The sequence below is a fragment of the Legionella brunensis genome (genome assembly GCF_001467025.1).
Taxonomy (GTDB): Bacteria; Pseudomonadota; Gammaproteobacteria; order Legionellales; family Legionellaceae; genus Tatlockia; species Tatlockia brunensis.
The window spans coordinates 50,396-73,901 of record NZ_LNXV01000011.1 but is presented as its reverse complement, the minus strand read 5'-3'; the positions used below and the strand labels follow the sequence as shown (position 1 = coordinate 73,901).

Sequence of the window (23,506 nt, the reverse complement as noted above, 5' to 3'; positions counted from 1 at the left end):
GATGACGAAGAGAGCTATAGTAGCAATTTAAACTGCTGGAAAAAATAGTTACTGTAAAAGATAAGCTTTCATTAGTTTTTATAAACGAGGTAGTACTCTTGTTAATCACGATTTCCCGCGGCATCCATTTATGGTGGGCTGAAGTGATGGACCCTGCTGTCTTTCGGGGAGTAAATTATGAACTGGTGTTATAAACTTCTTCAGAATGGACAACCCCGTCTCGCAAAACTAACTTTTTTCCTGAGAGAGCCGGGATACGTTCCCCTGGCAATACTAGGCCAACCAGGTTTAAAGGATCTACTGCTGCAATACTAACGCTTATTTCATCAGGCAATTTCTTTTTTATGGCACGAAGAGAGTCGACTGCATAAGGTAAGGCAAATTGTTCCCCCAGAAAACCATCGACGAAGCGGCCACCTCTTATTTCTCCTCGGTCTTCCAAGCGACGAAAAGCGATTAATAACTCTCGCCAAGTTGGAATAATTTTTTCTCTTGCTAGCAATTCACGAAAACAAACTCCATATCGTTGAAGCAAAACCCAACAGGTTGCTTCAATCTGTTTTTCTTTGGTGACTTCTCTTTTTGTCGTATTTAATAAAGACCATCTTCCAGAGGCGTGTCTAAAAATACTGCGGCTTCGTCTTCCAGAGCGACGATGAGGGTCGATTAAAGTACGTAAATTGTCAAAGCCATCGGCAGTGATTAATCCTGCAGAAACTAACTCCCACAACGCTGTTTCAACCTCTGCTTTTAGATGATTTACCCCATACACAATATCGATAAAAAAAGAAGCGCCATTTTCTTTTAGGTAAGAATAGATATTTTGTGCAACATGACTTAAGGAGGGTATCTCATCCTCTAAATGGGAGGCTCTCATCATCCAGTCGGAATCTTCACGAATGAAAAAAGTAATAGGGGCAACACTCGTTGGAATGATGCGTTTATACTTTAAAGAGTCTGCCGCTTCTTGAGCAAGGGCTGGGTGGGGGGATAGGCGTCCCCAGCCAATTACTCCTGTTAAACATAAGCGATCTAGCATGTCGGGACTATAATCTTTCACGCGTTTGGCAAAAATTTGTTTTTCCCAGGCATTAGCCGGAATTTCATAACTTTGTAATTGCCGTATAGTTTCTAACAAACCATGCTCGCCCCTCAATTGCGTATTGGGCATTAGATGTTGCCAATTAACTAACCAGCGCATGAATTGAGCGGCTGTAACAGGTTCTATTTCTTGTCGCAATTTGCCAACAGTTAAACGATGAATCCTGGCTAAAAGTCGTCTATCACACCATTCAAGCTGATTAGAAGGGGTTGTTCTAAATTTTCCTCGTAAAATTGCGCCTGTGGATTCGAGATGGAGTATTGCTTGTTCTATTTCTGTTGGATTCAAGGAGAATGCATTAGCTAATTCGTGAGAATTAACAGGACCTAGTTGTTGTAACCATCCTTGAACCATAAGGATGATGGCTTTCTCGCGTTTTAATTCTTTCTCCTTAATATCGACTAATGGAGTGAGAAAAGTTGCTTCAGGAAAAATTTTGGTAAAGGTTTTCTTTTTTTCTGTTGCGAGCCAAAATTGTTTATTTTCAACGGATGCTTTTCCTGCTCGGCCATTCGCTATCAATTGCTCAAAAAAGGTTTGCCATGCCGGGAATATTTTTTGTTCATCACTAAAATGAATGTCTGCGGGGAGGGCTATCAAACTTTGTAAAATATCGTGTAACTCATCGGCATTTCGTATATCGGGCCAAGCTTGTTTCTGGACTTCGAATATTGCAGTTTGATCGAGTTCTCCAACCTCACGTAACACTGACTCTGGCAAAATGCGGCGCATCTCGACAGCGCGAGCTCTTCTTTCTTCTAATGGTGCATCATCGAGAAAAGCGTAAGGATTGGCATTTAAAATTTCATGAGAAAAAACAGAAGGAACTGGTGCGTCTACAGCGAGGCATTGAATCGCTCCTGTAACAATGCCTTGGAGAAGATTTGTAAAACCTTCAATATCAAGTGCCTCTGTAAGAGCATCCTTCATCGTTTCAATGATTAAAGGATGTTCTGGAAGCTCTATATCTTGACCCGCCAAATTATCCTGGCAGGCAGCTGCATCGGGAAATACTGCGGCTAAGAGATCATCTGAAAGCATGCGAAGTATATTAGGAGGGACTTTTCTGCCATTACGAAACCGTACCAAAGCTAATGCTCTTGTCGCGGTCCACCGCCAACGTGTTGTAAAAAGCGGTGATTGTAAAACTGCTTGGGTTATTACATCACGAATGGTATTAGGATGTAAAAAATGGAAAACATCCGCCAAGGGGAAACTATGCTGTTCGGCAAGTGAGATATTGATCCCATCATCTGTTGCTGCCGCTTGTAATTCAAAATTAAAAGAACGGCAAAACCGTTTTCTTAAAGCCAATCCCCAGGCTTTGTTAATACGTGCACCAAATGGAGAGTGAATAATAAGTTGCATGCCTCCTGACTCATCGAAAAAGCGTTCGGCAATAACAGTTTCTTGAGTGGGTACTGCACCTAAAACGATGCGTCCTTCCAAAATATATTCGATCAATTGCTCTGCACCAGCATCATTGACCCCACAGTGTTCTTTTAACCAGTCTATTGCCATTGTTGTATCAGGCTGTTTTTGAATTTCTTTGGTAGGAGACAGGGTTGGTGGCAGCATCGCGTTTATTTTTTTTCGCAAATCAGAGACCTGTAAAGAGAGCTCATCGGTTCTTGATGGTGCTTCACCGCGCCAAAATGGAACACTAGGTGGGGCTCCATGAGCATCTTCAACTAATACTTTGCCTTTTGAACTTTCAATTCGCCTGATTTTCCAGGACGTATTACCGAGGAGAATGATATCGCCGCGATTACTTTCAACGGCAAAATCCTCATCTAATGTCCCGACCATCACATTGTTAGGTTCTGCGATTACTGTGAATAAACCATTTTCAGGAATAGCACCACCACTCGTAATAGCGGTTAGTCGACTACCGCGTCGCGCTTTAACAATACCATTAACACGATCACGAAAAAGATAAGCACCATAGCGTCCACGAGAACCTGCAATGCCTTCAGAAAGCATCTCTAAAATTGTGTCGAACTCTTCACGTCGGAGGTTTTTATAAGGAAAACTTTTCTTAATAAGCTCAAATAGCGCCTCTTCATGCCAATCATCAGTAGCACAAGTTGCAACAATTTGCTGTGCCAAAATATCTAAGGGAACTTCTGGGATGACAAGTTTGTCTAAATCTTTTGTGTGTATGGCATGAACTAAGGCGGCACACTCCAACAATTCGTTGCGAGTTGTGGCAAAAATCTTTCCTTTTGAAATTGCTCCATGCCAATGACCCGCTCGTCCAATACGCTGCAATGCAACAGAAATTGAACGCGGAGAACCAAGCTGACATACCAGGTCAACGGTCCCGATGTCAATTCCTAATTCTAGAGAAGCTGTTGCCACAAGAGCTCTGAGTTCACCATTTTTTAATTTTGTTTCAGCGGCCAGACGAAGCTTACGCGATAAACTTCCATGATGGGCAGCTACTAAGTCTTTTCCTAGTCGCTCTGCCAAATGATGAGCAACTCGTTCAGCTAATCTTCTCGTGTTGACGAATACTAGAGTTGAGCGATTTTGCCGAGCCAATGCCGCAAGCCGTTCATAAATTTCATCCCACAGTTCATTGGAGGCGACAGGTGCTAATTCGCTAGATGGAACTTCGATATTAAGTTCTAAATGACGAATATGTCCAATATTAATAATCACAGGTTGGGGACGATTACTTCCTGCCAGAAAATTGGCAACTATTTCAATCGGTTTTTGTGTTGCCGATAGACCAATACGAACAGGTGGTTGTAAAGTGATAGCCTCTAATCGTTCAAGGGATAATGATAAATGAGTACCCCGTTTATTATTTGCAAGTGCATGAATTTCATCTACGATAACTGTGCCAACATCTTTAAGAATAGCGCGACTTTTCTCAGCAGTAAGTAGTAAATAAAGTGATTCAGGTGTGGTTACTAAAATATGCGGTGGTTTTTTTAACATGGCTTGTCTTTCACGAGAAAGTGTATCGCCTGTTCGTACCGCAATCTGTATTTCTTCCATCTCATAACCTTGCTCTTTACCTAGTTTCATAATTTCAGTTAAAGGGCCGATAAGATTTTTTTGAATATCATTGGTTAATGCTTTTAATGGAGAAACATATAAAACTTGAGTCTGGTTAGTTAATTTTTTGGCAATAGATTGCCGCACTAAATGATCAATGCATACGAGAAAGGCAGCAAACGTTTTGCCTGAACCTGTTGGTGCAGAAATTAAAGTAGTGTTGCCTGCCAAGATTTTTGGCCAACCTTGTTCTTGGGGTTCAGTTGCAGAAAAAAATTGCTTAACAAACCAGTCACGAACAAGAGGATGTGCCCATGCTAAGCTATCAGGATAAGTAGAAGTCATAATGTAGAGTATATGCGAAATTGATGAAAAGAGACTAAGATTTCATTCCAGATAATCTTAAAAGCTATTCATTTGCACAAGAGCAGATGACCAAGAACCAAATTTGATTCCGTCTACCCCACGACCTACATCATAAACTAAGAATTCCAAATGGATTAAACGAGGACAAGAAAAGATCAAATCGATTTAGGATAGACTGGAGTAAGAGCCGGTCTTATTTTTACTGACTCATTTCATAATCGGTCTGATTTAAAACCAGTGATGTTATCACTCATCTAAGGTGGGGTTGCGACAAGATATAGCCCAGATAACCTCTGCTTTGTGGTGGATTCCGCATTTTATCTTCCTGATAAATTGCTCAACTCCCATTTCTTCAAATAACCATACATTCAAAAACTATCTATAATTTATAGAATTAACTATCTGGAAATTTAAAGGGATTTTGATATGGTTAAAGGAGCTAATAAACCAATTGTTATTATAACAGGTTCAGCTGGAAAGATAGGACGAGCTCTAACTCGTGCCTTAAAAAACACTTACAAGGTTATTGGATTCGATAAAGAGAAAGATACTTGCGAAATTCCCTGTGATATCACTTCAGAGAATTCTGTCGTCTTGGCACTTAAATTATTTAAAGAAAAATATGGTAGTAAAATTGCAGCGGTAATCCATCTTGCAGCTTATTTTGATTTTACAGGTGATGAATCTCCACTATATAAATCTGTCAATGTAGATGGGACAAAAAACCTACTGATGGGATTGCAAGATTTTGAAGTAGATCGATTTATCTATTCAAGCACTATTCTAGTGCATAAGCCATGTTCTGTCGGAGAAACCATTAATGAGGACCATTTACTTGGACCCAAATGGGTATACCCAAAATCCAAAGCTAAGGCTGAAGAAATAATTGCTAGTCATCATGGAAAAATTCCTTATCTTATCTTGCGCCTCGCAGGACTATATGATGATGTTACCTGTGTACCAACACTTGCTAATCAAATAGCACGAACCTATGAACGTGATATGAAAAGTCATTTATACGCTGGTAATGTCAAGGCAGGCCAGCCGTTTATTCATCATGAGGATTTAATAAGGATTTTTAAAAAAGCACTTTTGTATCGTAACAAGTTGGCCGAAGAAGAAATTATCCTTGCAGGAGAACCGAAAACCATCAGCTATGAAAAATTACAACGCCATATAACTCAATTAATTCATAGCGAAAGCTTGGCTTTATATGCTGTTCCCCCTCCCATTGCCAAAGCTGGGGCTTGGCTGGAGAATCAAGCAGAACCGCTGATACCCGATGATTTTGATCAGGGAGAAAAAAACTTTGTTCGTCCTTTCATGATTGATCTTGCTTCTGATCATTATGCATTAGATGTTTCTAAAGCAAGGAAAATACTTCGTTGGGAGCCTAAACATACAATCGAAGAAACCCTACCTAAAATGGTTGAAGCGCTTAAGGTTGATCCTGAAAGTTGGTACGAAGAAAATGGGTTAACCAAGCCTGACTGGATGGTTGCAGTTGAGGAAAATAATCCCGAGCAGATTCGCTTGCGTTACGAATCTAATTTTCGTAAACAACATCAACAAAATCTATGGGCTCATTTTTTAAATATTGCCTTTGGTTTTTGGCTTATAACTTCTCCAGTAACTTTAGGTTACGTATCTTATTCTCTTATGTGGAGTGATATCCTCAGTGGTACTGTCTTAATTTTCCTGGCATTGCTAAGCTTATCATGGCGTTTAGCAATGGCTCGCTGGGGGTGTGCGATAATAGGTTTGTGGGTATTATTTTCTCCACTTATTTTTTGGGCTCCAACCGCGGCCGCTTATTTAAATGATACTCTTATTGGCTCACTTGTTATTGGTTTTTCCGTACTTGTCCGACCTGACATAGGAGTGGCACCTAATGCTTTAGAGGGGCCAACCATTCCATTGGGATGGGATTATTCACCCTCTAGCTGGGTTCAACGATTACCTATTATCATCTTGGCATTCGTAGGTTTTTATATTTCGCGCTATATGGCAGCCTACCAACTAGGCCATATCGAGCATGTATGGGACCCTTTTTTTATTGGTCATTTGCCAGACGCAAAAAATGGTACGGAAGAAATTATTACGTCTTCCGTATCTAAAGCTTTTCCGGTTCCAGATGCAGGGCTTGGTGCCGCAGTTTACATTTTGGAGATACTAACGGGTATCATTGGAGGTTCAAATCGTTGGCGAACAATGCCCTGGTTGGTGTTGTTGTTTGGTATTATGATTGTACCTCTTGGGGTTGTCTCTATTACCTTTATAATAATTCAGCCAATTCTTTTAAATACCTGGTGTACTTTATGTCTGATAGCCGCTATTGCCATGTTAATTCAAGTGCCATACTCCTTTGATGAATTAATTGCCACAAGTGTCTTTCTTTGGCGAAGATGGAAAGCTGGCAGACCATTATTACGGATTTTATTTGTTGGGGACAGTGATGAAATAACTAAAGTCACAAAAGAAGAAGCATATCCCTTTGAACAGCCACCGCGAATAGTCATAAGAGACATGTTAAGTGGCGGTATAACCCTTCCTTGGAACTTAATACTTTGTTTACTCATTGGGTTATGGCTAATGTTCACTCGCATCACTTTAGGCACTGAAGGCTCTATGGCGAATGCTGATCATCTGATTGGTTCACTAGTAATAACAATTACTATAACTGCATTAGCTGAAACAGTTCGTGTACTACGCGTGCTAAATTTGTTTTGTGCTGTGGCTTTATTAATCACCCCTTTTATTTATACAGCAACAATTCTGGCAACCATCGCCAGCATAGTTTGTGGGGGATTACTATTTATCCTATCACTTCCTCGCGGAATCATTCGTTCATCTTATGGAGCATGGGATAATATCATTCTTTAATTGCAGAAAAATCTACAAATACTCAATTTCCACTAAATGAAAATTTTATGGATCACTTAAGTTTTATTTTTTTTCGGGTTCTTATTGCTTGTTTTTTTATTAGATCTATCATGATGACTAACTTTTTCACAAACACCCTCTGTATCTTTTGTATCGGGCGAAATATCACAAATATGTTTAATATCTGTGATCTCAGGATGATCCTTTTGTTTATCATTTTTATTCATAAGAGAGCTCCTTCGCTGTATTTATTTAACGTATAGTAAAGTGATGGCCATTTAGCCAGGATTATATTAAGGACTTGCAATTGTCGCTTATCTATAACGGGTTGACCCATAAATTTTCCTTATTAGAGGAGGTATCATTTTTTAAATCATGATTTGCGCAAAATATCATCAGTATGATATTTATTTAAACATTTGTAAAATTACCCATAGAATTGGGCTTTAGAAAAGAGTAAGGCAGTGTCCCATCAGCTATCAAAAGCGTCTAGAGCAATTTATAGAATGAATGAAAAAAGAGCTTGGAAGGCTTAGCATGACCTGAGTAGGGTTGAATAGAAGCATCGTCGATATTTTTCTTCGTTGCTGTAATTTAACCCTATTTTCAGAATTATTTCTTTAATGTCTTCGATTAAAACATAGTAGTAACAGAAACGCGTTGCTCATCGACTGGATTTAACATTTCCGTAGCAATATATCGCATATTCTCTTTAATGCATGCCATAAATAATGCTTTTGATATCTTTGCTGACTCCATGGGATTATTTGCAACAAAGTTGTCATATATTTGATCTAAAAAAACCTCATTGAAGGTAAACGAGAAATTTTGTCGAACCCCCCTGATAAGTCCTAGCCAATATAAACCTAAAGTTGTCGTACAAGATCCACTCAATGCCGAATCAATCAAATCTTGGACGCTTTTTTCTGATTGGTTGTGGATATTCTTGGCCCACAAATTTTTTAATCCTCGTCTTTCATTTTCACTTAAATTTTCTGATAAGATTTGAATTAATAACTGGTAACCATATGCACTTAAAAGGTCGGTTAAACTATCAGGTAGACTAGTGGTTCGCAAACCACCTTTATGACAACTCAATACCAACATTGTTTCAACGGTATTTAATATATAATCCAACTTATGTTTATTTATTGCTAATAAAGCATTTATAGAAGGTTGAGCATCTAAATAGTCTTTATAGTAAGATGGATACCGTTTTTTTAACTGAATGAGGAAGCGTTCTTGATCGTACTTACTCATTGTCGTTAGCTGGATATCATCGTAACGCAGATTTGTTCGTAAAAAACCATTATATTTATTTGACAAAAAAACCGTTTCTAATGAAAAGGCTTGAGGATGACTATGGTGTAAATTTTCTAGTGAAATAAATATATCATCTTTTAGATAAAGTTCTTCCCAGCTTTCATAATTAGTAGAACAATAGTTAGCATCGAAATATACCCCGGGCATCATAAGAGGTAGGGGGTTTTTATTATCAACTAATTTTGCGATTGAATAAACAGAATGAAATTTTTCATTACAAGGTGTACTGATAAGTATATTTTTATGTTTAATCCAATTTCTAACCAAAATTACTGTTTTGTTTAGTTTGACATAGTTTATATAGGTTTCCGCTTCTGTTCCCTGATTATTGGCGCATGTGTCGAATTTTCTTTTCATATAAATCTCTTAACTGCAAAAATGATTGTATTTAATATTGACAATAAGTGAGGGGCGCAATTATATAGATTAAATATTAAGCATTTATTAACGAGGGAAGCTTTTCGACAAAATTCAATAGGATGATTCATCAGAGTTTAAAAATTGAGCAAGGAACTAAAGCTCATTACATTGGCGTCAACACGGACAAAGCGAGAACAAGTCCCTGATGATTTATGCAAGTCAAAAAAACTATTAAGTGAGTATCCGATGTGGGGTGGACTTGTTAATTTGATGGCCCAGTCGCCTGCTTAGATTTTAATTTAATAAGTAACAGAATAAGTTGTATTTAATTCAGGGCTAAGTTTTTCTTTTATTAGAGCCAAACAGGATAAAATATCCCTAGTCAATATTCGTTGATTAATACTAGGAGTAATCATTTTGATTATTAATCCTGCTAATAAATCTTCTTTTGAATTTAAGAGCTCTATTACCGACTTATAATAAGCAGTATAGCGTTTCATAAAATCGTCAAGTGTCTTATCTAATGTATAGTCATAGTAATCTTCATAAAGTAATTCATAAAAAGTCATCCCAAGTGCATAGGTATCTGAAAATTTCCCATAAATACATGGGGTGAGCATTTTATGAGACTCAATAATTTCTGGGGGATATGTGATCCCTTTAATTTACTTACAAATGTGCCATTCAATAATTTAGCACTGCATCCATAATCATGAAGTATCGCTTGGCCGTCAAATAGGATATTTTCTGGCCATATATCCAAATGTAAATAATCATTGTCATGCAAAAATTGTACTTGCTGTGTTAGTTCGATAAGAACTTGAATTTTTTTCTGAAATGAAAGGCTAGAAAAGATATTTTTTAATTGATCTCCTTCAATATATTTCATTAGTTAATATCACGCTTCCCTTTTTGTGCTTTAAGTACAAGAGTATGACTCGCTTTATTCTTACCTTTGTATACGTTGTTGTAGCTTCGAATCCTAAGACTTCCATTCCGGCATACGCAACTCCGAGTGTAGTATGTATAAGTACAATTAATTGTAGATAAACAATTGTGTTTAATAGATGATTGATATTTACGGATGAAATATGAATAGAGGTAGCGTGATGAGATTTGATACCTTTGTGCTTGGTGGCGGTATCATTGGTGTATCGGTGGCAACACATCTGCAAATGCGTGGACGTTCGGTAGCTCTCATTGATTTAAAACTACCGGGAAGCGAGACTTCATTTGGCAATGCTGGATTAATTCAACGTGAAGGTGTCTATCCTTATGCATTCCCACGAGAGATTGGTTCTCTTATCAAATATGCATTCAATCGCTCGCCTGAAGTCAGGTATCACCCGAAATCAATTCTGAGACTTGTGCCTTTTTTGTGGAAATACTGGTCTAATTCACATCCGTTACGTCATGCTGAGATCGCTCGCTCCTATGCAACCCTGATCGAACATAGTGTAAGTGAACATCATCTAATGGCCCAGGCAGCAGGGGTTAGTCATTTACTACGGCAAGGCGGGTGGCTCAAAGTTTTTAGAACAGCAAAAAAGCAAGATATTGAAATGCAGTTTGCTGAGAAGTGTCAGGTTGAGTATGGCATTAAATTTGAGTCCTTGGATACTATCTCATTGCGTCAGATCGAGCCAGATCTTGATACCTCACTTTTAGGTGCCCTGCGATACACTGAAGCAGAATCTGTTAGTGATCCCGGAGCATTGGTCAGGGCTTATGCGAAACATTTTGAAGGTCTTGGTGGTCGTTTTTTCTTTGGTAATGCAAATACGTTATCCAATGGATGGACACTTAAAACAGAGGAGGGGAAGATTAGGGCTAATTCTGCAGTGATTACTTTAGGACCGTGGGCAGACGTTTTGACATCTCGCCTTGGTTATCGTTTTCCACTTGCTGTCAAGCGCGGTTACCATATGCATTATGATATGAGGCCAGATGCCAGGCTTACTCATCCAGTACTCGATATTGAGAATGGTTACGTCATGGCACCTATGTCACGTGGAATTCGTCTCACTACAGGCGCTGAATTTGCCCGGCGTGATTCGCGAAAGACTCCGGTACAACTTAACTCAGTTGAGCCTATTGCGCGCACGCTTTTTCCTATCACAAAACGTTTGGAGGAGCTCCCCTGGATGGGATGCCGACCTTGCACACCTGATATGTTGCCAGTGATAGGGCAGGCTTCTCGTCATCGTGATCTTTGGTTTGCATTTGGCCATGCGCACCATGGCCTTACTCTAGGCCCCGTTACTGGACGACTGCTTGCTGAAATGATGACTGGAGATGAGCTAATTACCAATCCTGATCCCTTTAGTGCGAATCGTTTTAAATCTACTTAGAGCAAACTTATTTCATCCTTTGATACACGCAAGGGGTTTTAAAAAAGCAACGCGGCGGGCTAATCCAGCAAATTCCGTGGCCTCAACTACTTTATGAACGTCTTTGTAAGCTCCAGGAGCTTCCTCTGCAATGCCGCGCATTGAGCAACTGCGAATGTAAATGCCTTCATTTCTTAATTGATCGACAAGGGCTCTTCCTTGCCAAAGTTTTAGAGCTTGTCTACGACTCATTTGACGTCCTGCACCATGACAGGCTGAGGCGAAGGCATGATTCGTATCGGCAGAGTTTCCAGCCAGGATAAACGATCCTGTACCCATGCTTCCCCCAATACAAACAGGTTGACCTACTTGCTTATAGCGTATAGGTAACTCAGGGTGTTGTGGTCCAAAAGCGCGTGTAGCACCTTTACGATGAACATAAATTTCTTTTTCTTTGCCACTCACTAAATGCTTTTCCTGCTTACAAGTATTGTGAGACACATCAAACAAGGTTTCGAGATGAGCTTTAGGAATTACTTTGGCAACCGCCTCACGGGTTAAATGAACAATAATTTGGCGGTTAGCAAGGGCGCAATTGATACCAGCACACATGGCTCCAAGGTATCGCTGACCCTCATCTGAAAGGATAGGAGCACAAGCAAGTTCGCGATCGGGTAAATGAAGACCCAACTTATTGGCTGCTTTGGCCAATGAGACTAGATAGTCTGAACCGATTTGATGCCCTAATCCTCTTGAACCACAATGAATCGCAATGACAATTTGATTTTCCTGAAGGCCAAATGCTTCGGCTGCATTTTGATCATAAATTTTTTTAACGAGTTGAATTTCCAGGTAATGATTACCTGATCCTAAGGTTCCCATTTCTTGCAGTTGACGTTTTTTAGCATGTTCGGAAACATACTGGGGAAAAGAACCTGGCATACAGCCATTTTCTTCAACATATTGTAAATCGGCTTTTTCTCCGTATCCTTGATTAACAGCCCATTGGGCGCCACTACACATGAGAGAGTCCAACTGGGGGAAGCTCAAACGCAGTTTCCCTGTTGAGCCAACACCCGAAGGAACATGAAAAAATAGTTGTTCAGCTAAATCTTCTAGGTGTGATAAAACATCATCTAAAAAAAGATTTGTGCGTAAGCAACGAATGCCACAGGAAATATCAAAACCTACTCCTCCTGCTGAGATAATTCCACCTTGATGAGCATCAAATGCGGCTACACCACCAATAGGAAACCCATAACCCCAATGCGCATCAGGCATTGTCATTGCCTGACCTACAAGTCCAGGCAAACTAGCCACATTGACAATTTGCTCACGGACTTTTTCATCCATAGCAGCAATCAACTCTTGAGTACCGTACATGATGACCGCATTGGGCCTTTCTATGGGGGCCCATCGATAATCATCAAGTTGTTTTATTCGGCCCATGTCCATAAACTAATTCTCCTTTGATGTATACCCTTAAACATCAACAACGCATTTTGCTTCCCATCTATCAGCAACTTGCTGAACACAGAGCATGGTTAATGTTGCACCTTTTACATCAATTCCTCGCTCAATATCCTGCCTCCAAACTTCGCCTTGAGCCTTGCCGTGCCAGAGGTCAGCTTTTTTTCTAATTTTAAAATGAGACAATATTAGATTATTTGCTTGTGCACTTGCGAGAAGCAAATTTAGCCATGTCACCAATGCCAATTCAATATCGTTTTCTGTAAATTCGAAAGAAATGGATTTGTTGGCAGAAACTTGCGATAAATCGCCCATTAAAGCGAACATCGCTTTTGCTGCTTGCTCAAAACTTTCCTCTACTGTGGCACCTTGTCCAATAATGCCAATATCCGCATCATGATCGAAATAATTTTGGTCATCTATCATTTCCAGTATTCCATTATCTTTTCTCTGTATTACGAAGATATCTTTAACTTTTAAAAAATTCAGCCTCTAATCTTAGTTTATAAAAAAATGAGGGTATGCGTATCGTAATTTGCTAATAGAGTAGGGCTTGACTGTGAATGTTGTCGGACTTCCATCCATACAACATTACACTGCGGCTTATAAAATCGGAGATAGTTTAAAGTTACTCACTTAGGGAAGAGCAAAATGCCAATTCATTGCTTTGGATAACTCTTCCAACATAATCTCCCCACGAATGCTATTGCCCTTTGAGTTCACGCGAGGGCTAAGAACAGCAATACCAGCCTTGCCGGGAACTACTGCGATAGTATAACCAGAAACGCCACTTTTGGCAGGCATACCGGTTTTAACCATGTGAGTTCCTGTTTCATCGTATAAACCACAAGTTGCCATAATAGCCAAGGTGATTTTGCAAGTTTCCAATGAAATAATTTGTTCGCCATTTGCAGGATCTTTTCCTGCGTTGGCAAGTATAGTGGGCAAATAAAGCATTTGTTCAAGCATTGCTTCATAAGAGCAGAGAGTAAAATACAAATCTAACGTTTCGTTAACGTTTGCGCCTAAGTTGTTTCTGCTTTTAAGTAAATAAGCAAGAGAACGGTTGCGATTCCCTGTTCTTTTCTCAGAAGCAAAAACCAATGGATTAATGCTAAGTTTCTGGTTAAAAAGTTTTTGTACCCAATGTTCTAGCCAGGCAAATTGCTGTTCACTTACCCCAGGAATATGAGAGCATAAAGTAATGGCTCCCGCATTTAACATCGGATTAGAGGGTTTGGGGCCAAACTGTTCAAGGCGAGTAATAGACGCAAAATCATCCCCTGATGGCTCAACTTTAACCCACTCAAAAAGCTGTTCTGCACCGAACTCTTCAAGTAGGCCAATGAGCGTAATCATTTTACCCGTACTTTGTAGGGTTACTGGTGCAAGAGGTTGGTTGCTATAGGATAGCGTTTCTCCACCCAAAGTATGAACAGCCATGGCAGTAATATCCTTATTAACGTTCGCTAGTTCAGGGATATAGTTGGCTGTATCGCCTTCCTGGCTAAGCTCTGCTTTGCTCACCAGTTGTTTCAAGAGATCAACAGTTATTTTATTCTGTGTCATAGACTCTCTAGTAGAAAAAATGGGGTTGCATTATGCTAAATTTAGCACACTAATACAAATAAAAGGGCAAATTTAGATGGAAGTTCAGGGGGCTTACACGAATGGGATTTGTGGACTAATTGAATAGAGGCCCTTTACCGTATGCATTTCCAAGCAAAGGAGCCCCACGGTAGGTGAATATTATTGTGACAAAAATTCTTGTAATTTTGCTCCTATATTTGGAGCTCGCATTAAACTTTCGCCAATAAGGAAACAATGGATGTCATTGTCTAACATCAATTCGATATCTTCACGCGAATTAATGCCACTTTCAGTAATCATGATCTTATCTTCAGGGAGATAGTGAACTAATTCAATACTTGTGCTGATGTCGGTGGTGAAAGTATGTAAGCTACGATTATTTACCCCCATTAAAGGAGTAGGGAGCTTAAGTGCGCGTTGTAATTCTTCAAGTGTATGACTCTCTACTAAAACGGCCATATTAAGTTCTTGAGCTAATTGGCAATAGTCATTGAGTTGAGAGTCATCAAGCATAGCCACAATAAGCAAAATGCAGTCAGCACCTAAAAAACGGCTTTCATAAATTTGGTAGGGATCAATAATGAAATCTTTGCGAAGAATGGGCAAACGCGTGTATTGTTTTGCCAGAGCTATATAAGCGGGATCACCCTGAAAAAAATTAACATCGGTAAGAACCGACAAACAACTTGCTCCATTTTGCTCATAGATTGTGGCAATTTCAGCCACATTAAAATCAGCACGAATTAATCCTTTACTAGGAGATGCCTTTTTAATTTCGGCAATAATACCAGGACTTGTTTTTTGAAGACTTGTGATGAAATCTCGGATGGTAGAACCCTGATGTTCCATTAAAATTTCCAAGGGAATCCGTTGTTTCGCTTCGGCAACCTCTAATTTTTTATGCTCTGCTATTTTATTGAGAATACTCGTCATTATTTTTTGCTCATATGGGTTAATTCTTTTAGTTGCTGAAATTTGCGTCCAGCTTCGCCGCTATCGATTGCTTTTTTTCCTTTTTCAATTGCCTCACCAAAACTCATGCTGGGATCGGCACAATAAAGTGCGGTAGCTGTATTTAATAAAACGATGTCACGGGCAGGGCCTTGTTGGCCACTAAATACTTCTTCAGCTAAGGCTAAACTCTGAGCTGGCGATTCAACAACTATTTCATCCAGGGAGAGATGGTAGCAATCATACTCTTTTGGATTGATAGTCCAATGTTTTAATTCCCCATGTTGATATTCTATGACGTCAGTAATGGCTGAAACGCTGACCTCATCCATACCGTCACGAGAGTTGATAACTAAAGCATGTTGGCTTCCTAAATTTGCTAAAACTCTAGCCAAAGGCTCAAGCCAATGTTTTGTATACACCCCAACCACCTGCTTTTTGACATGTGCAGGATTTATGAGTGGACCAAGAAGATTGAATAAAGTACGAATACCGAGTTGTTGGCGGGCCTTACGCGCATGCTGCATTGCTTGGTGAAAATGAGGTGCAAATAAAAAACTAACCCCACACTGCTGCATACAGTTCTGGAATTGCTCATCACTAAGCTGCAGTTCAAAACCTGCTTGCAATAATAAATCAGCGCTGCCGCTGCGGCTTGAAACGGAGCGGTTGCCGTGTTTTGCAACTCGAACACCGGCTGCTGCAACTACAAAACTGCTAATAGTTGAGACATTGAAAGTATTTTTTCCATCGCCGCCAGTTCCAACAATATCAATAAGGTCCTCCCCTAGATCAATTGAATGGGCGAGTTCCATCATTACCATTGCAGCAGTGGTTAACTCTTCTGTGGTTTCTCCTTTCATTCGCATCAAGGCCAGGAAAGTTGCTATTTGTACATCAGTTAATTCACCGCTCATGCATGCATGCATGAAGCTCTGCACTTGTGATGATGTTAAATTCTCGTGCGCTATTAATTGCTCAAAAAGTTTATTTGTATTCATGCTCTAAAAAATGGGTTAGTAATTGTAAACCGTATTCGCTTAAAATGGCTTCCGGATGAAATTGTAGACCATAAACCGGGTATTGACGATGAGAAATCGCCATGATGGTATTTTCAGCCCAGGCATCAACGGAAAAGCAAACAGGAAGAGTCTTTGGATCTACGCAGAGGGAATGGTAGCGAGTTGCTTGAAAAGGACTTGGCAAGTTACGAAAAAGACCATGTTTATGGTGTACGATAGCGGAGGTTTTACCATGCATAATAGTTTGCGCTTGAACAATCGAAGCACCAAAGTAGTGAGCTAAACATTGGTGTCCAAGACAAATCCCTAAAATTGGTATTTGTTGATGAAATTGTCCAATTGCTGCAAGTGAAATACCAGCCTCTTGAGGACCATTAGGGCCGGGCGAGATAACAAGATATTGGGGGGCTAATTGCTGAATATCATTAGTATCAATACAATCATTAGCATACACCATAACTTCTTGTCCTAAACATTGGAAATATTGCACCAGGTTATAGGTAAAGGAGTCGTAATTATCAATGATAAGTAACATTAAAATCCTGATTAAATAGATTCAGCTGAATTTAGGACATGCTCTAGAACAATTTTGCGAACTACAAAGAAAACTCTTCACCTAAATAAACAGCTCGAACTTGTTGATTACCTAAAATTGCTTCAGGAGCCCCTTCGCAAAGAATTTTTCCCTGGCTCACAATATAGGCACGTTCGCAGATATCTAAAGTTTCTCGTACATTGTGATCCGTAATTAATACGCCAATACCTTTATCACACAAGTGGAGAATAATTTTTTTGATATCGAGAACTGAAATAGGGTCTACACCTGCAAAAGGTTCGTCTAATAAAATAAAATTAGGCTCAATTGCCAGAGCTCGAGCGATTTCTACTCGACGGCGTTCCCCTCCAGAAAGACTCATACCTAAACTTTTTTGAATATGAGAAATATGAAATTCCTGCATTAATTCTTGTAGTTTGTCTTGGCGTGAGGCGTCATCTAAATCTTTGCGTAATTGCAATATAGATAAAATATTGTCTGCTACGGACATTTTACGAAATACGGAAGCTTCTTGAGGTAAATAACCAATGCCTAAACGTGCTCGTTGATGCATAGGGGCTTTGGTAATATCCTTATCATTAAGGATAATCTGACCTTCATCGCAAGATTGAAGACCAACAATCATGTAAAAGCAAGTGGTTTTACCCGCGCCATTGGGACCCAATAAACCCACACATTCGCCTCTACGAATGTTAATGCTGACATCATTAACAACAGTACGTGTCTTAAATGATTTTTTTAGATGTCGTGCTGATAATTCACTCATGCTTTTTTCTCAGGATGAATGATGATTGTAGTTCGATTCTTAGTATCACCCTTGGAGATAACGTGTTGTTTTTCCGTATCATAACTAATTTTAGGGCCAGAGAAGGAGTTGTCTCCCTGAGTAACCCGCGCATTGCCAATTAATTCAACCAAATGACGTTCAGGATAATAACGGATCATATCAGCATAAGCATGAAGTAGTGGTTTATCCAGAGCAGTTTGGGTCCAGTAATGGGCTTGAGCAGTTTCATTTCCTAGTGCGATGGCAAGAATTAATTTATTTTGTTGATTTCCCTCAGTAATTGCTTTGGCCGCTCGTAAATGAGTGGTTCCCTGATCAAACTCCACATTGCCGATATACTCGCCACGATGCGTATGTTGGCTTAGATCTGCGGAATCAGCAGTTAGTTCTGCAACCTTTTCCCGATCGTCAGGCATGGCCAAACTGGTTTTAGTAGTAATGACTAATACCAATAGAGTAATTAGTTTAACTATTTTATCCTTGCTTAGGTTCATAAATTGCATGCGCTCTGCTTAGTAGTTGTACCCGCTTATCTGCCAGATAAGCTTTCATTCCTTGTGAATGCACTATGCTTCCAGGCTGTTGAAAACTCACAGCAAGGTTTGTGGTTGCTAACTTTTCTTTCGAAAAATAGGTGAGCTCTTCTGTTTTCATTGTGCTTTCTTGTGAGTGCTCGCCTTTATTTTGATGGACGATGACATTTTGAATAAAAGTAATTTGTTCACCACCATGGATAGCTTTCGCTTTATCGGAATTAATCTGCCAGGCAGGTTGACCAGGCTGAGTAATAACAATATAAGGTTTTTTTAACAAATTAATATTATTTGCCGGAATATGCTGCATTTCTGGTGTTCGCAGATAATTTATTAATTTTCCTTGTTCATCAAAGCGACGGACAGTTAAATTTGTCACGATGCTATCTACCGATTGAGAAAGAGTTTCATCATCCAGTTTCTTAACCATGGTTGAGCTAGCGAAGTACCATCCTGAGCAGGCAAGTGCTATGAGAGCACAAAATAGCCATGCTGCTTGTTTAGCGGCATTCATGAGGATAAATACCTTGAAAGCGCAATTTCTTGTTTATTTTGCGCACTTAAAATTAGTTCACATACTTCACGAACAGCACCACGACCTCCGGTTTGTCCTGTTTGCCAAGCTGCAAATTCCTTGACTTGACGTACAGCATTCGCTACCGCTACCCCTAAACCGACTTGTTGGATAATAGGTAAATCAGGCAAGTCATCACCAATATAAGCAAACTCATCACTGTTGAACCTTAGACGTGTTTTAAGTTGAGCAAAAGCATTCTGTTTGTCAACTTGTCCTGTAAAATAATGTTGGATACCCAGTTGTTTCATTCGATGATCAATAACTGCATTGACTGAGGTTGTGATCACTGCCACTTGAATACCTGCTGCCATGAGCAATTTCAAACCCATGCCATCTTGCACATGAAAAGCTTTTAATTCATTCCCGTGATTATCAAGATAAAGAAGACCATCGGTTAATACGCCGTCTACATCGCAAATCAAACATTTGATTTTTTTTGCTTTTTCAATTAATTCGTTCATTTTTACCCTTTACGAGATTCTAAATAATACTTAATCTAAAAAACACCAGCTCGCAGTAAGTCATGCAAGTGTATAACCGCTATCGGCCTATTTGCATCATCGACAACCACAAGGGAGGTAATACTATATTTCTGTATTATTGCCAAAGCTTCAGCTGCTAAAAGTCCTTTCTTAATTGTTTTACAATTTCTAGTCATTACGGTAGCCAAGGGTGTTGTATTAATATCAAAATTGTGTGTTAACGTTCTTCTTACGTCACCATCGGTATATACACCAGCGAGCTGTCCATGAGAGTCAACAACGCAAGTCATTCCTAATTTTTTAGCCGTTACTTCAATTAATGCTTCACTAATAGTGGCTTGCTCATGGACCACAGGTAGTCCTTCGCCCTCATGGCAAAGTTCGTCAATACGTAATAATAGACGTCTGCCTAAAGCTCCCCCTGGATGCGCCAGGGCAAAATCTTCGGCACTAAATCCTCTGGCCTGCAGTAGAGCCACTGCTAAAGCATCGCCCATCACTAAAGAAACAGTAGTGCTCGTAGTTGGGGCGAGGCCTAAAGGGCAGGCCTCTTGACGAATGCTTATATCAAGATTGATATTGGCTGCTTTTGCAATGGTCGACTCACTATTTCCTGTTAAAGTAATGAGTGGGACTTCAAGTCGTTTTAGAAGAGGGAGTAGGATGATGATTTCATTGGTAAAACCTGAGTTAGAAATTGCAAGAACAAGGTCTTGTCGTGTAATCATCCCTAAGTCACCATGGCTGGCTTCACCAGGATGCATAAAAAAAGCAGGAGTACCTGTACTTGAGAGAGTTGCGGCAATTTTATTGCCAATATGTCCTGACTTACCCATGCCAGTGACAACAACACGTCCTTTGCAAGCGAGCAATAACTCGCAAGCGGCTTCAAAGCGCTCGTCAATACGTTGGGTCAACTCAAGTACTGCTTGCGCCTCGGTTTCAATGACTGCAAGGCCTAATTTGCAAAAATTCATATGCTCTAGTGTCATTTAAACAAGGTGTGAATTGTATCATAGTAATTTTATTCTTTGTAGTTTTCATTCATTCATGATCTTTGGACCACATTTTGCAAAATGATTACTGAAATAAATGAGAAGAGTAGGTGTCAATCTTTTTTAATTCGCAAAATGACTCTTATCGAGTATATAATCGTCATTTAATTTTCTGCCGGAATAAAAATAAAATGCAGGATAATTTAGTGCAAATCACTAATCTTACCTTTGCCAGAGGCGAACGCCGCATTTTTGATAGCGTGGATATGGTCATGCCGCGCGGAAAAATTACAGCAATAATGGGGCCGAGTGGGAGCGGTAAGACAACGCTTTTACGCTTAATTGGTGCTCAGCTGTATCCGCAAGCAGGGAAAATCTTTATTGATGGCGCTAATATTCATCAGTTATCCCGTAAGGAATTGTACCTGGCACGGCGTAAGATGGGATTATTATTCCAAAGTAGTGCTCTTTTTACTCATTTGTCTGTGTTTGAGAATGTCGCATTTCCTTTGCGGGAGCATACTAATCTAAACGAGGCCATGTTAAGGGATATTGTTTTAATGAAACTCGAGGCGGTCGGCCTTCGAGGAGCAGCGCAGCTAATGCCGGATGAGCTTTCAGGTGGGATGGCAAGACGTGTAGCATTAGCCCGAACTATTGCCCTTGATCCTGAGTTAATGATGTATGACGAACCTTTCACGGGACAAGATCCGATTTCTATGGGGGTTCTTGTACGTTTAATCCAGCGATTAAATCAACTGTTGCAAACGACGACTATCATTGTTTCTCATGATGTAGAAGAAACTTGTTCAATTGCTGATTACATTTACTTGATTGCTGGAGGAAAAGTCATCGGACATGGCACGCCTTTTGAATTAAAAAAATCAGATCAACCTCAAGTTAAACAATTTATGCATGGTGAAGCTGATGGCGTAGTGCCTTTTCATTACCCAGCTCGCCCATACACTGAGGAGTTGTTAGATGCTTGATACGTTTGCGCGCTTGGGGCAGCGAGGGATAATTAATTTGCAAGCAATGGGGCACTCTGGGGTCTTTTTGCTACGCATGTTTTTAAGAAACCCCGATTTATCAAGACTTTGGCCTGCATTGAAAAGACAGCTTTACTTTGTTGGGGTTTTGTCTTGTTTGATTATTGTGGTTTCTGCTTTGTTTGTTGGTATGGTGATTGGTTTACAAGGTTATAATACCCTACAAAAATTTGGTGCTAGCAGCCAATTGGGGCAACTTTTAGCACTCAGTATAGGAAGAGAGCTTGGTCCGGTAATTAGTGCGCTATTATTTGCCGGTCGAGCAGGTTCTGCCTTAACCGCTGAAATTGGTTTGATGAAAGCAACAGAACAATTGGCAAGTATGGATATGATGGGGGTGGATCCATTAGGACGGGTTATTTATCCCCGTTTTATTGCAGGATTAATTTCTTTACCGTTGTTAGCATTAATTTTTACTGCTGTTGCTATTTATGGTGGTTACTTTGTAGGTGTGGATTGGTTAGGTGTGGATGCCGGCAGTTTTTGGTCTAATATGCAGGCAGCTGTTGATTTCCGGTTGGATATTTTAAGCGGCATCATCAAAAGCATAGTGTTTGCTTTTGTAGTGGTGTGGATAGCCGTATTTCAAGGGTTTAATTGTATTGCTACGGCGGAAGGTATTAGTCAAGCAACAACACGGACTGTAGTCTATTCTTCGCTGGCAGTGCTTGGACTTGACTTTATTTTGACCGCGATGATGATTGGAGGTTGGTAAATGAATAATAGGCAACGTTTTACAGATATAAGCGTAGGCATTTTTATGTTGCTAGGCTTGTTTGCCTTACTTATTCTGGTGATGAAAGTAAGCGGTTTTACAACATTGGTTTCAAATAAAGGTTATCATGTTTCTGCTGAATTTACTGATATCGGTGGGCTAAAGGTAAGAGCGCCAGTGACTGTTGCAGGCGTAAAAATTGGTGAGGTTACCCATATTGAATTGCAGCCAGGAGAATTAAATGCCAAGGTAACCATGTTATTACGCAACGATAAGCCTATTCCTTTTGAAGATACTTCTGCCAGAATTCTAACAGAAGGATTGATAGGTTCTAATTACATCAGTATTGTCCCGGGTTTTGATGACGAAGAGGGACAGGATCACCCTTATCTACGTGAAGGTGATGTCATTGCTAAAACACAGGAGGCTGTCATTCTTGAAAATTTAATCGGTCAGCTTTTATTTAATATTAATAAGAAATAAGGTGAATTATGAGAGCAATTAAATCACTAGTTTTTATGGTCATGTTGTCGCTCAGTCAATTTTTATGGGCCCAGACGTCCCCATTGCCAATGCTTGAAGGTACTGCGAATCAAATTATTGCTACATTAAAAGAAAATAAATCAACTTTAAAGCAAAATCCCCATGTGATTCACCAAGCAGTAAAGCGTTATTTACTACCTAACGTTGATGTAAGTGGTATGTCACGGTCTGTGCTAGGTCGACAAGCTTGGACTAAGGCTTCTCCTAGTGAAAGACAACAATTCTCTCAAGCATTTACTCAGTTGGTGATTCGCACTTATGCAACTCCGTTGGCTGAGTACACTGATGAAAAAATTAAATTTTTGCCTATTAGAGGCTCTTTGGAAGGGCGTTTTGTGCGTGTAAATAGCGTGATTATACGTTCAAATGGACAAAATATTCCTTTAAGTTATAGCCTGGTTTCTAAGAATGGTACTTGGAAAATTTATGATTTAAGTGTCGAAGGGGTGAGTTTACTACAAAGCTTCCGTTCGCAATTTGCTGATGCCTTAAGAAAATCAAGCATGCAAGAAATTATTAAGCAGTTGCGCGAGCAACCCGTTAGAAAGGCGGCATAAGTGAAAGTACAATCATTTAAACCATCACGAGAAATGACTTTTGCTACAGTACAATCAGATTGTGAGCGTCTGGTTAAGTATTTCCGTGAAGTTACAAGTAATCTTGTAAAGCTTGATTTAAGTGAGGTGACTCATTGTGACAGTGCAGGACTTGCTCTGTTAATTGAAGCAAAAAGATTGAGTGCTGTAAGAAATAAGACCTGCGAAGTCGAGGGTATGTCCAAGGCGGTTCATGCCTTGGCTGAGTTTTGCGGAGTCGATGCGATATTAAGACCTGCTGACGATGTTGCTTCGTAGAAGAAAAGTCAG

Annotated in this window: 23 protein-coding genes; 7 read left to right on the top strand and 16 right to left on the bottom strand. The window is 39.8% G+C overall.

The features are described from left to right. Positions 1-175: 175 nt before the first annotated feature. Positions 176-4,453, bottom strand: coding sequence for a DEAD/DEAH box helicase (locus Lbru_RS07225; protein WP_058441518.1), 4,278 nt, complete (start codon positions 4,451-4,453; stop codon positions 176-178). A gap of 447 nt (positions 4,454-4,900) precedes the next feature. Here Lbru_RS07225 and Lbru_RS07220 point away from each other — a divergent pair, with 447 nt between their 5' ends. Further along, the gene (locus tag Lbru_RS07220) at positions 4,901-7,357 is read left to right on the top strand and encodes a vitamin K epoxide reductase family protein (RefSeq protein WP_058441517.1); all 2,457 of its coding nucleotides are present in this window, start codon (positions 4,901-4,903) and stop codon (positions 7,355-7,357) included. A gap of 56 nt (positions 7,358-7,413) precedes the next feature. Here the strand turns inward: Lbru_RS07220 and Lbru_RS17160 are convergent, their stop codons facing one another. The 4 genes from Lbru_RS17160 to Lbru_RS18060 form a co-directional block, all read right to left on the bottom strand. Then, on the bottom strand, positions 7,414-7,584 hold the full coding sequence (locus Lbru_RS17160; protein ID WP_157061499.1) for a hypothetical protein: 171 nt from the start codon (positions 7,582-7,584) through the stop codon (positions 7,414-7,416). 406 nt (positions 7,585-7,990) lie between these two features. Further along, positions 7,991-9,037 (bottom strand): hypothetical protein, encoded by a 1,047-nt coding sequence (locus Lbru_RS07215; RefSeq protein ID WP_058441516.1) that lies wholly within the window; start codon positions 9,035-9,037, stop codon positions 7,991-7,993. Between the two features lie 302 nt (positions 9,038-9,339). Continuing rightward, complete coding sequence (locus Lbru_RS17330; RefSeq protein ID WP_131793457.1) at positions 9,340-9,660, bottom strand: hypothetical protein; 321 nt, start codon at positions 9,658-9,660, stop codon at positions 9,340-9,342. Further along, complete coding sequence (locus tag Lbru_RS18060) at positions 9,606-9,929, bottom strand: protein kinase domain-containing protein (RefSeq protein WP_058441514.1); 324 nt, start codon at positions 9,927-9,929, stop codon at positions 9,606-9,608. Before Lbru_RS18060 ends, Lbru_RS17330 begins: the two co-directional genes overlap by 55 nt. A 202-nt stretch (positions 9,930-10,131) precedes the next feature. Here Lbru_RS18060 and Lbru_RS07200 point away from each other — a divergent pair, with 202 nt between their 5' ends. Further along, on the top strand, positions 10,132-11,391 hold the full coding sequence (locus tag Lbru_RS07200) for an NAD(P)/FAD-dependent oxidoreductase (protein ID WP_238583844.1): 1,260 nt from the start codon (positions 10,132-10,134) through the stop codon (positions 11,389-11,391). A gap of 12 nt (positions 11,392-11,403) precedes the next feature. Here the strand turns inward: Lbru_RS07200 and Lbru_RS07195 are convergent, their stop codons facing one another. The 11 genes from Lbru_RS07195 to Lbru_RS07145 all read right to left on the bottom strand — a co-directional run bounded on the left by Lbru_RS07195 (position 11,404) and on the right by Lbru_RS07145 (position 20,315). Further along, complete coding sequence (locus Lbru_RS07195; RefSeq protein ID WP_058441512.1) at positions 11,404-12,825, bottom strand: RtcB family protein; 1,422 nt, start codon at positions 12,823-12,825, stop codon at positions 11,404-11,406. A 27-nt stretch (positions 12,826-12,852) separates the two neighbouring features. Then, entirely contained in the window at positions 12,853-13,266 is a 414-nt protein-coding gene (locus tag Lbru_RS07190; RefSeq protein WP_058441511.1) for an archease, read from the bottom strand. A gap of 210 nt (positions 13,267-13,476) precedes the next feature. Next, positions 13,477-14,409 carry a glutaminase A gene (glsA, locus tag Lbru_RS07185; protein WP_058441510.1) on the bottom strand — a complete coding sequence of 311 codons (933 nt, stop codon included), beginning with the start codon at positions 14,407-14,409 and terminating at the stop codon, positions 13,477-13,479. Between the two features lie 180 nt (positions 14,410-14,589). Further along, positions 14,590-15,363 (bottom strand): indole-3-glycerol phosphate synthase TrpC, encoded by a 774-nt coding sequence (gene trpC / locus Lbru_RS07180; protein ID WP_058441509.1) that lies wholly within the window; start codon positions 15,361-15,363, stop codon positions 14,590-14,592. Continuing rightward, positions 15,363-16,382 carry an anthranilate phosphoribosyltransferase gene (gene trpD, locus Lbru_RS07175; protein ID WP_058441508.1) on the bottom strand — a complete coding sequence of 340 codons (1,020 nt, stop codon included), beginning with the start codon at positions 16,380-16,382 and terminating at the stop codon, positions 15,363-15,365. The genes trpC and trpD overlap by 1 nt, the downstream gene beginning before the upstream one ends. Then, positions 16,369-16,938: an anthranilate synthase component II gene (locus tag Lbru_RS07170; protein ID WP_058441507.1), complete on the bottom strand. Its 570-nt coding sequence runs from the start codon at positions 16,936-16,938 to the stop codon at positions 16,369-16,371. The genes trpD and Lbru_RS07170 overlap by 14 nt, the downstream gene beginning before the upstream one ends. 61 nt (positions 16,939-16,999) lie before the next feature. Beyond that, a complete protein-coding gene (gene lptB, locus Lbru_RS07165) occupies positions 17,000-17,725 on the bottom strand; it encodes an LPS export ABC transporter ATP-binding protein (RefSeq protein ID WP_058441506.1) in 726 nt (241 codons plus the stop codon). Beyond that, complete coding sequence (lptA, locus tag Lbru_RS07160) at positions 17,722-18,162, bottom strand: lipopolysaccharide transport periplasmic protein LptA (protein WP_420795316.1); 441 nt, start codon at positions 18,160-18,162, stop codon at positions 17,722-17,724. The genes lptB and lptA overlap by 4 nt, the downstream gene beginning before the upstream one ends. A 58-nt stretch (positions 18,163-18,220) precedes the next feature. After that, entirely contained in the window at positions 18,221-18,793 is a 573-nt protein-coding gene (gene lptC, locus Lbru_RS07155) for an LPS export ABC transporter periplasmic protein LptC (RefSeq protein WP_058441505.1), read from the bottom strand. Continuing rightward, positions 18,790-19,317 (bottom strand): KdsC family phosphatase, encoded by a 528-nt coding sequence (locus tag Lbru_RS07150; RefSeq protein ID WP_058441504.1) that lies wholly within the window; start codon positions 19,315-19,317, stop codon positions 18,790-18,792. The genes lptC and Lbru_RS07150 overlap by 4 nt, the downstream gene beginning before the upstream one ends. 35 nt (positions 19,318-19,352) lie before the next feature. Then, positions 19,353-20,315 carry a KpsF/GutQ family sugar-phosphate isomerase gene (locus Lbru_RS07145; protein ID WP_058441661.1) on the bottom strand — a complete coding sequence of 321 codons (963 nt, stop codon included), beginning with the start codon at positions 20,313-20,315 and terminating at the stop codon, positions 19,353-19,355. A gap of 209 nt (positions 20,316-20,524) precedes the next feature. Here Lbru_RS07145 and Lbru_RS07140 point away from each other — a divergent pair, with 209 nt between their 5' ends. From Lbru_RS07140 to Lbru_RS07120, 5 genes are read left to right on the top strand one after another with little or no spacing between them, the layout of a single operon-like run. Beyond that, positions 20,525-21,322, top strand: a complete 798-nt coding sequence (locus Lbru_RS07140; protein ID WP_058441660.1) for an ATP-binding cassette domain-containing protein — start codon at positions 20,525-20,527, stop codon at positions 21,320-21,322. Beyond that, complete coding sequence (gene mlaE / locus Lbru_RS07135) at positions 21,315-22,097, top strand: lipid asymmetry maintenance ABC transporter permease subunit MlaE (protein ID WP_058441503.1); 783 nt, start codon at positions 21,315-21,317, stop codon at positions 22,095-22,097. The genes Lbru_RS07140 and mlaE overlap by 8 nt, the downstream gene beginning before the upstream one ends. Further along, positions 22,098-22,580 carry an outer membrane lipid asymmetry maintenance protein MlaD gene (gene mlaD / locus Lbru_RS07130; protein WP_058441502.1) on the top strand — a complete coding sequence of 161 codons (483 nt, stop codon included), beginning with the start codon at positions 22,098-22,100 and terminating at the stop codon, positions 22,578-22,580. Between the two features lie 8 nt (positions 22,581-22,588). Further along, positions 22,589-23,197, top strand: coding sequence for an MlaC/ttg2D family ABC transporter substrate-binding protein (locus Lbru_RS07125; protein WP_058441501.1), 609 nt, complete (start codon positions 22,589-22,591; stop codon positions 23,195-23,197). After that, positions 23,198-23,494, top strand: a complete 297-nt coding sequence (locus Lbru_RS07120; protein WP_083500858.1) for an STAS domain-containing protein — start codon at positions 23,198-23,200, stop codon at positions 23,492-23,494. Positions 23,495-23,506: the final 12 nt, after the last annotated feature.

What these genes read in the sequence shown, in the direction of transcription:
- Lbru_RS07225 (WP_058441518.1), bottom strand. Translation starts at nt 4,453, where the DNA reads ATGACTTCTACTTATCCTGATAGCTTAGCATGGGCACATCCTCTTGTT.
- Lbru_RS07220 (WP_058441517.1), top strand. Translation starts at nt 4,901, where the DNA reads ATGGTTAAAGGAGCTAATAAACCAATTGTTATTATAACAGGTTCAGCT.
- Lbru_RS17160 (WP_157061499.1), bottom strand. Translation starts at nt 7,584, where the DNA reads ATGAATAAAAATGATAAACAAAAGGATCATCCTGAGATCACAGATATT.
- Lbru_RS07215 (WP_058441516.1), bottom strand. Translation starts at nt 9,037, where the DNA reads ATGAAAAGAAAATTCGACACATGCGCCAATAATCAGGGAACAGAAGCG.
- Lbru_RS17330 (WP_131793457.1), bottom strand. Translation starts at nt 9,660, where the DNA reads ATGCTCACCCCATGTATTTATGGGAAATTTTCAGATACCTATGCACTT.
- Lbru_RS18060 (WP_058441514.1), bottom strand. Translation starts at nt 9,929, where the DNA reads ATGAAATATATTGAAGGAGATCAATTAAAAAATATCTTTTCTAGCCTT.
- Lbru_RS07200 (WP_238583844.1), top strand. Translation starts at nt 10,132, where the DNA reads ATGAATAGAGGTAGCGTGATGAGATTTGATACCTTTGTGCTTGGTGGC.
- Lbru_RS07195 (WP_058441512.1), bottom strand. Translation starts at nt 12,825, where the DNA reads ATGGACATGGGCCGAATAAAACAACTTGATGATTATCGATGGGCCCCC.
- Lbru_RS07190 (WP_058441511.1), bottom strand. Translation starts at nt 13,266, where the DNA reads ATGATAGATGACCAAAATTATTTCGATCATGATGCGGATATTGGCATT.
- glsA (WP_058441510.1), bottom strand. Translation starts at nt 14,409, where the DNA reads ATGACACAGAATAAAATAACTGTTGATCTCTTGAAACAACTGGTGAGC.
- trpC (WP_058441509.1), bottom strand. Translation starts at nt 15,363, where the DNA reads ATGACGAGTATTCTCAATAAAATAGCAGAGCATAAAAAATTAGAGGTT.
- trpD (WP_058441508.1), bottom strand. Translation starts at nt 16,382, where the DNA reads ATGAATACAAATAAACTTTTTGAGCAATTAATAGCGCACGAGAATTTA.
- Lbru_RS07170 (WP_058441507.1), bottom strand. Translation starts at nt 16,938, where the DNA reads ATGTTACTTATCATTGATAATTACGACTCCTTTACCTATAACCTGGTG.
- lptB (WP_058441506.1), bottom strand. Translation starts at nt 17,725, where the DNA reads ATGAGTGAATTATCAGCACGACATCTAAAAAAATCATTTAAGACACGT.
- lptA (WP_420795316.1), bottom strand. Translation starts at nt 18,162, where the DNA reads ATGCCTGACGATCGGGAAAAGGTTGCAGAACTAACTGCTGATTCCGCA.
- lptC (WP_058441505.1), bottom strand. Translation starts at nt 18,793, where the DNA reads ATGAATGCCGCTAAACAAGCAGCATGGCTATTTTGTGCTCTCATAGCA.
- Lbru_RS07150 (WP_058441504.1), bottom strand. Translation starts at nt 19,317, where the DNA reads ATGAACGAATTAATTGAAAAAGCAAAAAAAATCAAATGTTTGATTTGC.
- Lbru_RS07145 (WP_058441661.1), bottom strand. Translation starts at nt 20,315, where the DNA reads ATGAATTTTTGCAAATTAGGCCTTGCAGTCATTGAAACCGAGGCGCAA.
- Lbru_RS07140 (WP_058441660.1), top strand. Translation starts at nt 20,525, where the DNA reads ATGCAGGATAATTTAGTGCAAATCACTAATCTTACCTTTGCCAGAGGC.
- mlaE (WP_058441503.1), top strand. Translation starts at nt 21,315, where the DNA reads ATGCTTGATACGTTTGCGCGCTTGGGGCAGCGAGGGATAATTAATTTG.
- mlaD (WP_058441502.1), top strand. Translation starts at nt 22,098, where the DNA reads ATGAATAATAGGCAACGTTTTACAGATATAAGCGTAGGCATTTTTATG.
- Lbru_RS07125 (WP_058441501.1), top strand. Translation starts at nt 22,589, where the DNA reads ATGAGAGCAATTAAATCACTAGTTTTTATGGTCATGTTGTCGCTCAGT.